General features: G+C 71.1%; 18 protein-coding genes. 5 read left to right on the top strand and 13 right to left on the bottom strand.

Annotation, left to right across the window (positions count from 1 at the left end; genetic code table 11):
• Positions 1 to 24 precede the first annotated feature (24 nt).
• Positions 25 to 2,061 carry a CocE/NonD family hydrolase gene (locus ABZ565_RS23680; protein WP_361030238.1) on the top strand — a complete coding sequence of 679 codons (2,037 nt, stop codon included), beginning with the start codon at positions 25 to 27 and terminating at the stop codon, positions 2,059 to 2,061.
• A 12-nt stretch (positions 2,062 to 2,073) separates the two neighbouring features.
• On the opposite strand, the gene ABZ565_RS23685 is transcribed toward ABZ565_RS23680, so the two are convergent.
• Together ABZ565_RS23685 and ABZ565_RS23690 are read right to left on the bottom strand one after the other, a co-directional pair.
• The gene (locus tag ABZ565_RS23685) at positions 2,074 to 3,267 is read right to left on the bottom strand and encodes a PP2C family protein-serine/threonine phosphatase (protein WP_361030241.1); all 1,194 of its coding nucleotides are present in this window, start codon (positions 3,265 to 3,267) and stop codon (positions 2,074 to 2,076) included.
• A 195-nt stretch (positions 3,268 to 3,462) separates the two neighbouring features.
• Positions 3,463 to 3,633 (bottom strand): hypothetical protein, encoded by a 171-nt coding sequence (locus tag ABZ565_RS23690; RefSeq protein WP_026171501.1) that lies wholly within the window; start codon positions 3,631 to 3,633, stop codon positions 3,463 to 3,465.
• A gap of 194 nt (positions 3,634 to 3,827) precedes the next feature.
• On the opposite strand from ABZ565_RS23690, the gene ABZ565_RS23695 reads away from it, so the two are divergent.
• Complete coding sequence (locus ABZ565_RS23695) at positions 3,828 to 4,430, top strand: NAD(P)H-dependent oxidoreductase (RefSeq protein ID WP_361030244.1); 603 nt, start codon at positions 3,828 to 3,830, stop codon at positions 4,428 to 4,430.
• A gap of 128 nt (positions 4,431 to 4,558) precedes the next feature.
• Positions 4,559 to 5,440 (top strand): RNA polymerase sigma factor SigF, encoded by an 882-nt coding sequence (locus ABZ565_RS23700; protein ID WP_361030247.1) that lies wholly within the window; start codon positions 4,559 to 4,561, stop codon positions 5,438 to 5,440.
• A 21-nt stretch (positions 5,441 to 5,461) separates the two neighbouring features.
• Here the strand turns inward: ABZ565_RS23700 and ABZ565_RS23705 are convergent, their stop codons facing one another.
• The 11 genes from ABZ565_RS23705 to ABZ565_RS23755 all read right to left on the bottom strand — a co-directional run bounded on the left by ABZ565_RS23705 (position 5,462) and on the right by ABZ565_RS23755 (position 11,546).
• Positions 5,462 to 5,917: an Asp23/Gls24 family envelope stress response protein gene (locus tag ABZ565_RS23705; protein ID WP_361030250.1), complete on the bottom strand. Its 456-nt coding sequence runs from the start codon at positions 5,915 to 5,917 to the stop codon at positions 5,462 to 5,464.
• 140 nt (positions 5,918 to 6,057) lie between these two features.
• Positions 6,058 to 6,336, bottom strand: a complete 279-nt coding sequence (locus ABZ565_RS23710; protein ID WP_361030253.1) for a gas vesicle protein K — start codon at positions 6,334 to 6,336, stop codon at positions 6,058 to 6,060.
• Positions 6,333 to 6,560 (bottom strand): gas vesicle protein, encoded by a 228-nt coding sequence (locus ABZ565_RS23715; protein WP_164641421.1) that lies wholly within the window; start codon positions 6,558 to 6,560, stop codon positions 6,333 to 6,335. The genes ABZ565_RS23710 and ABZ565_RS23715 overlap by 4 nt, the downstream gene beginning before the upstream one ends.
• 2 nt (positions 6,561 to 6,562) lie before the next feature.
• Positions 6,563 to 7,357: a GvpL/GvpF family gas vesicle protein gene (locus ABZ565_RS23720; protein WP_361030256.1), complete on the bottom strand. Its 795-nt coding sequence runs from the start codon at positions 7,355 to 7,357 to the stop codon at positions 6,563 to 6,565.
• Positions 7,358 to 7,376: 19 nt separating this feature from the next.
• A complete protein-coding gene (locus ABZ565_RS23725; RefSeq protein WP_361030258.1) occupies positions 7,377 to 7,727 on the bottom strand; it encodes a gas vesicle protein in 351 nt (116 codons plus the stop codon).
• Positions 7,720 to 8,820 (bottom strand): SRPBCC family protein, encoded by a 1,101-nt coding sequence (locus ABZ565_RS23730; protein ID WP_361030261.1) that lies wholly within the window; start codon positions 8,818 to 8,820, stop codon positions 7,720 to 7,722. Before ABZ565_RS23730 ends, ABZ565_RS23725 begins: the two co-directional genes overlap by 8 nt.
• A 6-nt stretch (positions 8,821 to 8,826) precedes the next feature.
• Positions 8,827 to 9,735, bottom strand: a complete 909-nt coding sequence (locus ABZ565_RS23735) for a histone protein (protein WP_361030264.1) — start codon at positions 9,733 to 9,735, stop codon at positions 8,827 to 8,829.
• A gap of 7 nt (positions 9,736 to 9,742) precedes the next feature.
• Positions 9,743 to 10,000, bottom strand: a complete 258-nt coding sequence (locus ABZ565_RS23740) for a gas vesicle protein GvpG (protein WP_361030267.1) — start codon at positions 9,998 to 10,000, stop codon at positions 9,743 to 9,745.
• 1 nt (position 10,001) lies between these two features.
• Positions 10,002 to 10,751, bottom strand: coding sequence for a GvpL/GvpF family gas vesicle protein (locus ABZ565_RS23745; protein ID WP_361030270.1), 750 nt, complete (start codon positions 10,749 to 10,751; stop codon positions 10,002 to 10,004).
• Between the two features lie 3 nt (positions 10,752 to 10,754).
• On the bottom strand, positions 10,755 to 11,192 hold the full coding sequence (locus ABZ565_RS23750; RefSeq protein ID WP_361030272.1) for a gas vesicle structural protein GvpA: 438 nt from the start codon (positions 11,190 to 11,192) through the stop codon (positions 10,755 to 10,757).
• A 33-nt stretch (positions 11,193 to 11,225) separates the two neighbouring features.
• On the bottom strand, positions 11,226 to 11,546 hold the full coding sequence (locus ABZ565_RS23755; RefSeq protein WP_361030275.1) for a gas vesicle protein: 321 nt from the start codon (positions 11,544 to 11,546) through the stop codon (positions 11,226 to 11,228).
• A gap of 125 nt (positions 11,547 to 11,671) precedes the next feature.
• Here ABZ565_RS23755 and ABZ565_RS23760 point away from each other — a divergent pair, with 125 nt between their 5' ends.
• The gene (locus tag ABZ565_RS23760; protein WP_361030278.1) at positions 11,672 to 12,343 is read left to right on the top strand and encodes a TetR/AcrR family transcriptional regulator; all 672 of its coding nucleotides are present in this window, start codon (positions 11,672 to 11,674) and stop codon (positions 12,341 to 12,343) included.
• Positions 12,340 to 13,764, top strand: coding sequence for an MFS transporter (locus tag ABZ565_RS23765; RefSeq protein WP_361030281.1), 1,425 nt, complete (start codon positions 12,340 to 12,342; stop codon positions 13,762 to 13,764). The genes ABZ565_RS23760 and ABZ565_RS23765 overlap by 4 nt, the downstream gene beginning before the upstream one ends.
• Positions 13,765 to 13,801: the final 37 nt, after the last annotated feature.

A 13,801-nucleotide genomic window follows, 5' to 3' on the forward strand; every position in this document is an offset into this window, starting at 1 on the left:
AAGAGGAAGGAACAGAGCACAGGTATGCGACATGTCGACCGACTGCCGTACGAGGTAGGCCAAGAGGACCACGTCACCATCACCATGTCGGACGGGGTCCGGCTGTCGGCGAAAATCTGGCGCCCCACCACCTCCGACCGCCAACCGGTCCCGGCGATCCTGGAAGCCGTCCCGTACCGCAAGAACGACCTGACCTCCACCCGCGACGCGATCCACCACCCCTACATCGCGGGCCACGGCTACGCCTGCGTACGCGTCGACCTGCGCGGCACCGGCGAGTCCGAGGGCGTCCTGCTCGACGAATACCTGGAACGCGAACAGCTCGACGCCGAGGAGGTCCTCGCCTGGCTGGCGGAGCAGCCCTGGTGCGACGGCAGGACCGGCATGATGGGCATCTCCTGGGGCGGGTTCGCCGCGCTCCAGGTCGCCGCCCGCCGCCCGCCGAGCCTCGGCGCCATCGTCATCGCGTCCTTCACCGACGACCGGTACGCGGACGACATGCACTACGTCGGCGGCGCCATGCTCTCCGACAACCTGGCCGAGGCGGGCACCATGTTCGCCTACTCCACCTGCCCGCCCGACCCCGCCGCCGTCGGCGACCGGTGGCGCTCCATGTGGCACGAACGGCTGGACACCGCACGCCCTTGGGTCCTCGAATGGCTGCGCCACCAGGAACGCGACGACTACTGGCGGCACGCCTCGCTCAGCGAGGACTACCAGGCGCTGCGCTGCCCCGTGCTCGCGTCCAGCGGCTGGGCCGACGGCTACTCCAACGCCGTGACCCGGCTCCTGAGCCGCGTCGACGTCCCACGCAAGGGCCTCATCGGGCCCTGGTCGCACAAGCTGCCCCACCTCGGGGAGCCCGGCCCGGCCATCGGCTACCTCCAGGAGGTCGTGCGGTGGTGGGACCACTGGCTCAAGGGCGTCGAGAACGGCGTCATGGACGGGCCCATGATCCGCGCCTGGATGCAGGAGAGCGTGCCCCCCTCCACCTCCTACCAGGAGCGGCCGGGCCGCTGGGTGGGGGAGCCGAGCTGGCCGTCCCCGCACATCGAGGAGGTGCCCCACCCCCTCCGGGACCACAGCATCGTCCGCGGTGACGAGGAACCGGCGACCGGGACGCAGGAGCGCGTCCACACCGTGCAGTCGCCGCTGTCCGTGGGCCAGTTCGCCGGCAAGTGGGCCTCGTACAACGCCCCGCCCGACCTGCCCTACGACCAGCGCGAGGAGGACGGCGGCTCGCTGGTCTTCGAGACCGCGCCGCTGACCGAGCGCGTCGAGATCCTGGGCGCGCCCTCGGTGGACCTGCTCGTCTCCTCGTCCCGGGAGACCGGGCAGGTGGCGGTGCGGCTCTCCGACGTGGCCCCCGACGGACGGGCGACCCGGGTCACCTACGGCGTGCTCAACCTCGCCCACCGCTCCGGCGCGGACCGGCCCGAACCCCTGGAGCCCGGCGAGCCGTACCCCGTACGGGTCCCGCTCAACGGGGTCGCCCAGGTCTTCCCGGCGGGCCACCGCATCCGCCTCTCGCTCTCCACCTCGTACTGGCCGCTGGTCTGGCCCGCCGCCGCTCCCGCCTGCCTGAGCGTGTACGAGAGCGGCAGCCGCCTCACGCTGCCCGTCCGCCCGGCCGAGGCACCGGACGGGGTGCCCGAGGTGCCCTTCGGCGAGCCGGAGGGGTGCGCGCCGCCCGAGGTCACCCAGCTCACCGAACCCGAACAGGCGTGGACCGTGTCCAGGAATCTGGTCGACTACCACTCCACGCTCGACATCGTGAAGGACCGGGGGCTCCAGCGGTTCGAGGAGAACGGCATCGAGGTCGGGCTGCGGGCCTGCGAGAGGTACACCTCCGTCGCGGACGACTTCGGCTCGGTGAGCGGAGAGTCCGCCTGGACCATGCGCTTCCGGCGTACCGGCTGGGACGTACGCGTGGAGACCCGCACCATGCTGACCTCGGACGACACCGCGTTCCACGTGGATGCCACGCTCGACGGCTACGAGGACGGCCGGCGGGTCTTCTCGCGCACCTGGAACGAGAGCGTGCCGAGGTCGAGCCTCTGAGTCCGTGACGGCCTAGGTCCCCCGGGGACTCGGGCGCCACTCCAGCATCATGATCGTGGCGTCGTCGTTCAGCCGGTCGTGCTGGTACTCGCGGATGGAGTGGATGAGCTGCCGCAGGGCCTCCGACGCGGGCTCCCCGGCGGCCGTGGCGCGGATGATCGAGGCCGTGAAGCGGTTCAGGCCGAACTGGGTGCCGTCCGCCATGCGGGCCTCGGTCACCCCGTCCGTGTACAGCAGGATCCGGTCTCCGGGCAGCAGGGGCACCTCATGGACGACCCGGTCCGCTTCGGAGAGCATGCCCGGGGTGCCCATGGGCGGTTCGCTGGGGCGGTCGAGGGCGTTGTCCAGGACGCGGTGCTCGCGGATCAGCAGTGGCGGCGGGTGGCCGCAGTTGATCCAGCTCAGGATGCCGCTGGACATGTCCAGTTGCAGGGCGATGCCGGTGCAGAACTGGTCGGGCAGCCATTCGGCCAGCACATCGTCCACCGTTTTGACGAGCTCCCGCAGCCCCGACCCCTTGCGCCGGGCGCTGCGGCAGCCGGCCATCGCGATCGCACTGGTCATCCCGGACGCCAGGTTGTGCCCCATCGCGTCGAGGATGACCGCGTGCAGCGTCGACTCGGTCAGGGAATGGTCGAAGGCGTCGCCGCCCAGTTCGTACGCCGGTTCCAGCACAGCCGTGGACAGCGCCCGGTCCTCACCGACGGCGCGCGGCGGCAGCAGGGCCCGCACCATCTCGGCGGGCAGCGTCATCGTCTCCGTACGGGCCCGCTGCACGAACCGGTCGCTGAACGCGCGTTTCGACGTGATCGCCATCGCCAGGACGGACGCCAGACTCGCGCACCGCTCCAGCAGCGTCCTGTCCAGCGCGTCCACCTGGACGCCGATGACACCCAGCCGTTCCACCCCGTCCACCAGCGGCAGCCAGACGATCAGCGTCTCGGTGTCCGTCGTCTCCACCCGCAGGGCCACCGAGCGGAAGGCCGAACCCGCCGGGGAGGTATCCACGCGCAGTTGCGTCTCGCCCGAGAGCGGAGTCAGGCGCTGCTGCTGGAGGTCGACGATGTAGATCTCCACCCGGCGCAGACCCAGCAGCCCGGCATACCGGTTGACGAGAGCGGGGATGTCCGTCGGCGCCGTGGCGTGCACCTCGGCCATGAACCCGTGCAGCAACCGTTCGCCGTCGCTGGTGGGGGAGTGTGTCATGGGGTATCACCCGTCCGGCAGATGTGTGCGCACTGAAGAAGAGCCAACCGTCCGGACACCCGGGGGCGCCAGTCGTGGACGCCATTCGGCTGACCGCCCGCACTCCGCCGGAATACGGAAAAGTGGGGGCCGGCCGGGAAAATCCCGGCCGGCCCCCACTTTTATGTGCCGCTGTGACGTACCGCGCGGTCAGATCTACCAGCGGTACCAGCGGCCCCGCTTTCCACCACCGCCCGCCGGGCGGACGACGAACCCGAGCAGCCACACCACCAGTACGGCGATGGCTATCCACCACAGGGCCTTCAGGGCGAAACCCGCCCCGAAGAGAATGAGCGCGAGCAGAAGAACCAGAATCACGGGAACCATGGGTATCAACCTCCGAAGCATCAGATGCCCCGGCCCTCTCGCTGTATTCCTGAAAAGCTCCCGACTTTCTCGGGAAAGAACGGGAAGGAGATTCCGGACCCGGGGCGCCGGGCGCACTCCGTGTGGACCTCCCATAGTGGGAAGGGCGCCGGAACACCCGGGCCGAGCGACCCCACACCGTGAGGAGCCTTCCGATGACCCGAGCACTCGCGCTCGTCTGCACCCTCTCCCCGTCGCCCAAGCCGTCCAGCAGTCAGCTGCTGGCCGACCAGATCATGGCCGAACTCACCGGCCTGGGTGTGAAGGGGGAGACGGTGCGGGTCGCCGACCACGACGTGCGGCCCGGGATCGCCCAGGACATGGGTGACGGGGACGAGTGGCCCCGGCTGCGCGAGAAGGTGATGGCGGCGGACATCCTGCTGCTGGCCACCCCGATCTGGCTCGGGCACCCGGCGAGCCTCTGCCAGCGCGTACTGGAACGGCTGAACGCCGACATCTCCGAAACCGATGAAGAGGGACGGCAGTTGCCCTACGGCAAGGTGGGCATGGTGGCCGTCGTCGGCAACGAGGACGGCGCCCACAAGGTGAGCGCCGACCTCTTCCAGGGCCTCAACGACCTGGGCTTCACCCTCGCACCCGGCGCGGTGAGCTACTGGGTCGGCGAGGCCATGCACGGCACCGACTACCGCGACCTGGAGGAGACACCCGACGCCGTCAGGTCCACCACCCACCAGATGGCCCTCAACGCCGCACACCTCGCCCGGGTCCTCGCCGACTCGCCCTACCCCCCGCGCTGACCCCTCCCTGCCGGGGGCGCGTCAGAGGGTGAGTCCCGGGACTTTTGGCGCAGGCGTGTGTGGAACGCATGGCTCCGGGTAGTCGCAGCTTCGCGTATGCGTAAGCAGCCGCTGTCCGACGGAAGGGAATGATCGCCATGTCGATATCCGTATCTGCGCAGGTGCCGGGGACCACGACAGGTGCGCCGGCCGAACTCCCGGAGATCGCCGATCCGCTGAAGGTCGCGCCCAAGGACGCCCGGGCACTCAGCAAGCTGTTCTTCGACCGGTTGCAGACCCTCGAAGAGGGAACGGCGGAGTACCAGTACGCCCGCAATACGCTCATCGAGATGAACCTCACCCTGGTGCACTTCGCCGCGGCCCGGTACCGCAATCGCGGCAACGGCCAGATGGAGGACATCATCCAGGTGGGCACCATTGGCCTGATCAAGGCCATCGACCGCTTCGAACTCACCAGGGAAGTCGAATTCACTTCATTCGCCATCCCCTACATCGTCGGTGAGATCAAGCGCTTCTTCCGGGACACCACGTGGTCCGTCCATGTGCCCCGGCGTCTCCAGGAACTCCGGGTCACCCTCGCCAAGGCCAAGGAGGAACTGGCCACCTCGCTCGGCCGGGAGGCCACCGTCGCCGAACTCGCCGAACGCCTCGGCATCAGCGAGGAGGACGTCATCGAGGGCCTGGTCGCCTCGAACGGCTACACCGCGCACTCGCTGGACGTGCCCCTCGACGGGGCGGAGTCCGACAGCCCGAGCGGGGTGAGCCGCACCCACGCGGACATCACCGGCGAGTGCGACCCGGGGATCGAGCTGGTCGAGAACCTGCACGCCCTCGCGCCCCTGCTGGAGACGCTGGACGAACGGGAGCGCGCCATCGTCCAGATGCGGTTCGGCCAGGAGATGACGCAGTCCCAGATAGGTGAACGTCTCGGTCTCTCCCAGATGCACGTCTCACGGCTCATCGCCCGCATACTCGGCAAACTCCGCGAAGGCATCCTCACCGAGGACTGAGACCCGCCCGCCGGGACTGCCTCACCGGACGCGCGAGGAACGCGTGGACGTCTCGTCCTCGTCCTCGTCGTCGTCCTCTCCCGGCACATGGACGTCGGTGACGTTGATGTTGATCTCGACCACTTCGAGACCGGTCATCGTCTCGACGGCGTCCGTGACGTTGGTACGGAGGCTGCGGGCGGTGTCCAGGATGGGCGCGCCGTACTCCACGACGATGTCGACGTCGACGGCGGTCTGCTTCTCGCCGACCTCCACCTTGACGCCCCGCCCCGGGTCGCTGGAGCGGGAGACCTTGTCCTTGACGGCTCCGAGCGCTCGCGAAGGGCCCTTGCCGACGGAATGGACCCCGTCGGTCTCCCGTACCGCGATACCGGCGATGGTCGCGACCACGTTGTCCGCGATGGTCGTCGTCCCTCGTGTGCCGCCCGCCGCGCCGCCATCCAGCAGCGTGCCGCCGACGCTTTCGTTGGTCGCCATGAGTTCCTCACACGGAAAGAGCTGGAGTGGGATGAGGGGCTGCCCGGCGGAAGCCGTTCCGCCCCTCATCCCACTCTCCTCCGGCTCCCGCGCCCCCGCCATTCGGGTGATCGGCGCAGGGGGGCGCGGCCCCTGCCGGCTCAGTCGCGCGGCAGCAGTGTCCCCAGCGGCCCGAGGTCGAGATTCAGATCCTCGGGCCGCACCCCGTGCTGCTCGCACAGGTCCGTCATCCGCTGTTCCAGGAGCATCAGCGTCGTGCCGATCTCCTCGGTCTGCTCCTCGGTGAGGTCACCCTCGTCGATTCTCCGGATCGCCTGGCGCTCCATCAGCTGCCGCAGCAGCTCCACCACGGTGAGCACCAGCGTGACGAGGTCCTGGCCCACCTTGCCGGAGTCCAGATCGACCCGCGCGTCCGTCACAACGGCCCCCCGTCCGCCCAGGGCGCCGGCACCCGCTCGCTGACCGACGACAGCAGCGCGTGCAGCGACAGGCGCACGAGAGGCACATCGGCGATCGCGATGACCAGGTCACCGCTGATGACCACCCCGGTCGCCAGCACCCGGTCGAGCAGATCGACCAGGGGCACCCCGATCGGCCCGCTCAGCGGCTCCGGCTCGTCCCACGGCACGACGGCGCGTTCCACCGTTACACCTCACCGACGAAGGAGTACGGGACCCAGGGCCCCGACAGCTCGACGTGCGCCCCGGTCCGCTCGCGGAGGTTGTCCGCCAGCCTCGCCAGCTCCGCCGCCCGGTCCTCGGCCACCAGATACGTGGCGTTGAGCACCTGGGTGCGCCGCTCGTCCGGCACCCGGGGGCCGTGGAAGGGCAGCCGGCGCGAGGCGGTGGCCAGGCCGCTGACGTCCGCGTCCACCACCTCGGCGATCCGCAGCCCGTCCGTCCGGTTCCGTTCGCGCCGGTCCCGCAGGCTCCGCTTCCGGTCGAGGTAGGCCCGGCCGGCCCCGGTCGCCGGGCGCTGCGGGGCGGCCTCGGCCGCCTCCCGGGCCGGTGCGTCGGCCACGTACACCTTCACGCCCCACTCGGAGTGGTGCGCCGTACGCTCCAGCGCGGCGTGGAAGCGCCGGGCCTCCATGTTCAGCGCCGCCCGGGCCCGCTCCTCGTCGTGGTACAGCGTGGCCAGCGGAAGGGGCACCGTCGGGTGCCGGGCGGCCATCGCGCACACGACCTCGTGGTGGGCCCGTGCGTACCGCTCCAGTTCGGGCTCGTCGGCGAGCCGGGCCTGCCACGCCTCGTCGGTGAAGTCCGCCGCCCGCACGGTCTGGACGACCGCGGTGAGCGCGGGGCCGAGGGGCAGAGCGCGCAACGGGCTGTCACCCGTGACGCCCGCCGGACCGGTGGGGTCCGGCTGCTCCTCGGTGCGGCACACGGCGTAGACGTAGACGGCACGGGCATCCGCGGACGAGCGGGTGTCCTCGGTCATGTGCGGGGGTCTCCTCTGCTCAGTTCCGCGACGGTGACGACTGCTTCGGTTCGGACGCCTGTGACTCAAGGGCGTCGAGGCGGGCCCGCAGCTCCCGGTTCTCGTCCTGCAGGGCATTGCGCGCCGCGTGCGAACTGAGCGCGGGATCGGTCTCCCACCAGTCGATCCCGGCCTTCTTCGCCGTGTCGACGGAGGCGACGAACAGGCGGAGCCGGATGGTGAGCAGTTCGATGTCCAGCAGATCGATCTTGATGTCGCCCGCGATGACGATGCCCTTGTCCAGGACCCGTTCGAGGATGTCGGCCAGGTTGGTCGTGTGCGGGCCTGCGGGCGCGTAGGCCGTGTCCTGCCGGAAGTCGAGATCAGTCACGACGGGACCTCCGCGCGCGCCGCCTGCTGGGGGCGGGCTCCTCGTCCTCGTCCTCGTCCTCGTCCTCGTCCTCCTCGTCCTCCTCGTCCTCTTCTTCTTCCTCCGGTTCCTCGTCGCCCTCCCACTCGTCCTCGTCGTCCTCCTCGCCGTCCTGGTCTTCGTCCTCGTCGCCCTCGTCCTCGTCCTCTTCGCCTTCGGTCTCGTCCTCGTCCTCGTCCTCGTCCTCGTAACCCTCGTCCTCCGGCTGCTCCTCGTCGCCCTCGGACTCCTCCTCGGCCACCGCGTCCTCGTGGGAGACGACGACCTCACCCTCGCGGATCTCGCCGCGCCAGCCGTCGGGCTCCTCGTCGGTGAGGGTGACGTACCGCTGGAAGTGCTTGAAGTCCAGGCGGATGCGGCGCCCCTGGACCCGCCAGAGGTTGCCCGTCTTCTCGAAGAAGCCGGACGGGTAGTACTCGACCACCAGCACGATGCGGGTCAGGTTCGGTGCCAGCTCATGGAAGCTGACGGCACCGCGCGTGGTGCCCTTCGAGCCCTCCGAGGTCCAGACGATGCGTTCGTCGGGGACCTGTTCCTGGACGGTCGCCTTGAAGCTGCGTGAGGACGGACCGATCTTGACCTTCCAGTCGCTCTTGGCCTCGTCCTCCGTCGAGACGTCCTGGACACCCTTGGCGAAGCTGCTGAAGCGGTCGTACTGGGTCCAGTAGTCGTACGCCGTACGCAGGGGCACGCCGACATCGAGGACTTCCACGATGTTCATCGATTTGCCGCCACCGCTCGACTTGCTCTTCCCCTTGCCGCCGCCGAACGCCTCCTTGGCCTTCTCCGTGACGTTGTCCTTCACGCCCTTGGCCTTCTCCGAGACGAACGACTTCAGCGGTGATTCGCCCTGGAGCACCCGGGAGGCCACGGCGGGCAGGGAGCCGCCGCCCTCCGCGGAGTCGGTGAGCTGCTGCGCGACATCCGTCAGTTTGCCGCTCGCCTTGCCCGCGAGGTCCTCCATCTTCGCGCTGAGGAAGCCCGACACCTCCTCGCGGAGCCGGTCGAGACCCGATTCCTGCGTCCCGGACTCGTCCTGATCTGTCCTGGCCATGACGTGCTACCTCCGACGGTCGGTGCGCTTGGAAGCGGTCCGCTTGGACGACGACGTCTTCTTCGCTGCGGACTTCTTCGCCGGGGCGGTCTTCTTGGCCGCGGCCTTCTTCGCGGGCGCCGACTTCTTCGGCGCCGCCTTCTTGGCCCGGGCCGCCTTCTTCGCGGGTGCGGCCTTCTTCGCCGCGGGCTTCTTGTCCGCGCTCTTCTTCGCCGCTGTCTTCTTGGCGGGGGTCTTCTGTGCGGTGGCAGCCTTCTTGGCCGGGGCGGACTTCTTGGCGGCCTGCTTCTTCGCCGGGGTCTTCTTGGCCGGGGCCTTCTTGGCGGCTGCCTTCTTGGACGGTGCCTTCTTCGGCGGTGCCTTCTCGGCGGGGGGCTCGGGGGACTCCTGGTCTTCCTCGTCCTCGCCCTCGTCGTCGTATCCCTCGCCCTCGTCCTCGTCGTCCTCCTCGTCCTCGTCCCGGGGCTCTTCCTCGTACGGTTCTTCTTCGTCCTCGTACGGTTCCTCTTCGTCCTCCGGTTCCTCTTCGTACGCGTCGTCGTACTCGTCCTCGTACGGCTCGTCGTCGTACTCGTCCTGGTCCTCTTCCTCGTCGCCCTGCCCCTCGGTGAGCCGGGCGGTGCGGTCGCCGATCGCGTCGGCCAGCGAGGACATGCCGCGGTTCGCCGCCGCCGTCACGGCCTTGCGGCCCGCGTCCATGACCTCGCCCCGCAGCTGTTCCTGGAGCTCCGCGACCTGGGGGACTTCGCCGAGGCGGCGCATGCCCTCGGCGGCGAGCTGGCGGGGCTGGAGCCCGAACCTCCGGCCCGCCAGGTACGTCGCGACGGTCAGGGCCATCCGGCCCTTCTTGCTCCTGCCCAGCACGTAGCCGCCGACCACCGCGGCTGCGAGCGCTACCTTGGCCTCGTCATCCATGAGCACGTCACCTTCGATCGCTTGGCACTCGGCCGGCTGCGCGAACGGCGTGCAGCCGGTCGAGCAGCCGCTCCTCTTCCCGTTCGAATTCCTCGATCGTGATGTCTCCGGCCTCCAACTCCTGGTTGAGTACGGCCAATTGGGCGCGCAATACGTCGGGGTCGTGCAGTTCCCGCTCGGCGGCGTCGTTCAGCTTCTCCGCCACCCACACCACCCCCCGGACGGGTGCGACGGGCAGCGTCAGCAGACCGGTGATGAGGCCCATCTCAGCCACCGCCCACGGGGGCCGGCCGGGCTTCGGCGGAGACGAAGCTGTAGCACGGCAGCGGCCCGGCGAGGCGGAGTTCCACATGGCCGCGGTTGTCGCCCGCGAACCGCCGCGCCTCGGCCAGGAACGCGTCACTGGCTTCGCGCTCCACCAGGAACGACACGTTGAGCGCGCACCCCTGGACCTCCGGGCCTGCCGCCACCGCCCGGGCCCTCGGCGTCAGCTCCCGCAGCACCCGCCGCCCCGCCTCGGCGGCCCGCCGCGCGAGTGAGGCGGCCACCGCCTCGCCCAGCCGCAGACTGGCCTCGTAGCCCGGACGCCGCCGCGCGGCCTCCCGCAGCTTGCGTACGGTCCCGTCCTCGGCGACCACATCGGCGAGCGCGTCCTCGGCGGCGAGGGCCTTCACGTTGATCTCGTGGCAGCCGGCGAGCCGCTTCAGGGCCGCCACATGGCCGTCCTCACCCGCGGCCAACTGCCGCTCCACGGTGTCCTGGTCGGGGGCCACCATGCCGAACCGCATGGGCAGCACGGGCCCCTCGTCCATCAGGCGCAGCAGCAGTTCCTGGTGGGCGAGCAGATCGCGGCGGCGCGCCCGGAGGTCCGGGGGAGCGTCGCTGACGACCGCGGCGAGCCGGCCCTGCCGTACCGTCCGCAGCCGGGCGGGCGGGCCGCCCACACCGCCCTGACCGTCCGGCAGCGCGGCCCCGGCCCGGGTGATGGCGTACACGTACACACCGTCGGCTGTCACGGCTCACGCCTCCGCACGGCGGCGTCGGCTCTCGCTGTCGCGCGCCGGGGCCCGCCGCTTCTTCGGCCGCTCCTCCGGCTCCTCGTCGTCGCCGCCGACCGCCTTGCGCACGGTGTCGCCCACCGACTCGGCGGCCCGGCGCACCTTCCGCTTGCCGATGGACTTGACGGCGCCGCCGCCGATCAGCTCCGGAACCGTGGTGCTGCCGGAGTCCCGTTCGAGGTCCAGCCGGTTGCACGCCTCGGCGAACCGCAGATACGTGTCCACGCTCGCGACGACGATGCGCGCGTCTATCTTCAGGATCTCGATGCCGACCAGGGAGACCCTGATGAAGACATCGATCACCATGCCCCGGTCGAGGATCAGCTCCAGTACGTCGTACAGGGTGCCGGCGCGCGGCGGGCAGGCGACGACTTCGTCGGAGTAGGTGGTCGCGGTCATGAAATGTCCTTCCGGCAGGGGAGTGGACGCCGCTCACTCGTCGGCGGCGCCCCGGCGGTACCGGCGGACCCTGCGGTATTCCAGGAGCTCACCGGACCGGTCGAGCTGCACCTCGTAGGAGGCGAGGAGGCTGGTGGTGTCCGGAATCCGGGGCACTTCGAGAACGTCCACGACAACGCACCAGCCGTCGTCGGTGCGCCGGACGGCGGACACGCCCTCCGCGTGGTGGTCGATGAGACCCTCCAGGCTCTGGATGGCAGCGCGGGCCGCGTGTTCGGGGCCCCGTGCGGACGGGGTACGCCGCTTGGTCGCCGTCTTCGTGGTTCCCGCCTGGGAGCGCCGCTGATCTGCCATGGCACCCAGTCTGCTCACTCCCGCCGCGCCCGCATCTTGGGCGACGGCATCGGAGTGTGTGCCCCACGGATACGCGGGGCACAGGGGCGTAGACACCGTCTACGGAAAGCTGGTAGACACTGTCTATGGACCAAGTGAACCAAGCGGCCCGAGCCCACTCCCTGCGGGAACGCCTCATCGACGCGGGTGTGGACCTCGTCATGACCGAAGGCTCGGCCTCACTCGGCCTCCGGGAGATCGCCCGTCGCGCCGGGGTCTCCCACGGCGCCCCGCGCCGCTATTTCCCGACCCACCACGCCCTGCTCTCCGCTATCGCCCGGCGCGGCTTCACCGAGCTCGCCGCCCGGTTCGCGGCGGCGACCGACGAGGCCGGGACACCGCGCGAGCAGCTGCGGGGCCTCGCCGACGCCTTCCTGGACTACGCGGGTGAGCACGGCGGCATGTTCGAGCTGATGTTCCGCCACGACCTGCTGGACAGCGAGGTCCACGCCAGTGACCCGGACACGGGCGCGCCGGACCGGCCGCGCCTGCGCGAGTCGACCCTCCCGCTGTTCGCGCGGCTCGTCGAGCTGGTCACCCGGGACCGCGCCCACCGCGCGGAAGGCGGCACCGGACCCGCGTACGACTCCGCCGCGCCGCCCGCCCTGGCCGCGGCCGCCCTGTGGACCAACCTGCACGGCATCGCCGTACTCCGGGCGAGCGGCAGCCTCCAACTCGCCCTTCCCGGCGCCGGTGAGGGGACGGCCCCGCTCGTCACGGCGGTGCTCGACGCCCACCTCGGCCGGGCGGACGCGTGACCGGCACCGCCGTACGGCCCCGCACCGCGCTCCTCGCCTCGGTGGCGGGCGCGATGATCGTCGCCCTGGACGGCACCGTGCTGCTCGTCGCCCAGCCGGACCTGCGCAGCGACCTCGGGGCGACCGTCACCGAGGTCCAGTGGACGAGCACCGCCTACCTTCTCGCGGTCGCCGCCCTCCTGGTGATCGCCGGACGGCTCGGGGACCGGTACGGGCACCGACGGCTGCTGTGCGTCGGAGCGCTCGGCTTCGGCGCCGCGTCGGCGGGCATCGCGCTCGCCCAGGGCATCGGCCTCGTGATCGCCCTGCGCGCCGCACAAGGGGTGTTCGGCGCGCTCCTGCAGCCCGCGACCCTCGCCCTGCTCAGGCTCGCCCACCCCGCCGACCGGCTCGGCCGGGCCGTCGCCGTCCGGACCAGCGCGATCGGAGTCGCCGCGGCGGCCGGTCCGGTGCTCGGGGGAGTCCTCGTCACGCACTGGAGCTGGCGCGCCGTCTTCCTGATCAACGTCCCGGCCGCCCTGGTCATCGCCGCGCTCACCCTCGCCGTGCGGACACCCGGAGCGCCGCGAGCCGCGCACCGGCGGTTCGACCTCACCGCCGGCGCCCTGCTCGCCGCCGCGCTCGCCGCCCTCGTGCACACCCTGGCCGGCATCCCCGACGAGGGGTGGACCGGCACCCGGACGGGGCTCGGGCTGCTCCTGAGCGTGCTCCTCGGGGCGGCGCTCGTCCGGCACGAACGCCGCAGCGCCCAGCCGGTCGTACCGCCGGCCGTGAGGCGCTCGGTGCCCGTGACGGCCTCGATGGCGCTGCTCCTCACCACGTCCGGCGGCCTGTTCGGCGCGCTGTTCGTCGTCACGTTCCACCTGCAGCAGGGGCTCGGCCTCGATCCGCTCGCCACCGGGCTGCGCTGCCTGCCGCTGACCCTGCTCATGATCGCCGGAGCGCCCATGGCGTCGGCCGCGCTCGGCCGGTTCGGGCCGCGCCGCACCGCGATCACCGGTCAGCTGTGCGTCGTCCTCGCCGTTCTGGGCCTCTCCCGCCCGGGCTCCGTGTGGGAGACCGGCCTCGTCTTCGCGGTGCTGGGCGCGGGCTTCACCGCTGTCATGGTCACCGCCACCGGGACCGTCGTCGGGGACGCGCCGCCCGGGTACGCGGGAGTGGTCGGCGGCCTCAAGCAGACCGCCATGAACGTGGGCCCCGCTCTCGGGATCGCCGTGGCCGCCGGACTGATGCCGCTCACCCCGTCGGCCGTCACCGGCCACGCCCACCGAACCCTTGCGGTGACGGACCTCGCCGTGGGCCACGCCCTGCCCGCCGTCGCGGCGCTCGCCGCGCTCGGCCTGATCCCGGCGTCGCTGCTGCCCAGCCCGAACGCCCGCCCCCGACTCGCTCGCCTCGTGGGGCGCGACGACCGCCAGTAGGCTGCCGAAGGATCACGACCCGTGGACGAGGAGCAGA

Source organism: Streptomyces sp. NPDC016469, from assembly GCF_040632905.1.
GTDB lineage: Bacteria > Actinomycetota > Actinomycetes > Streptomycetales > Streptomycetaceae > Streptomyces.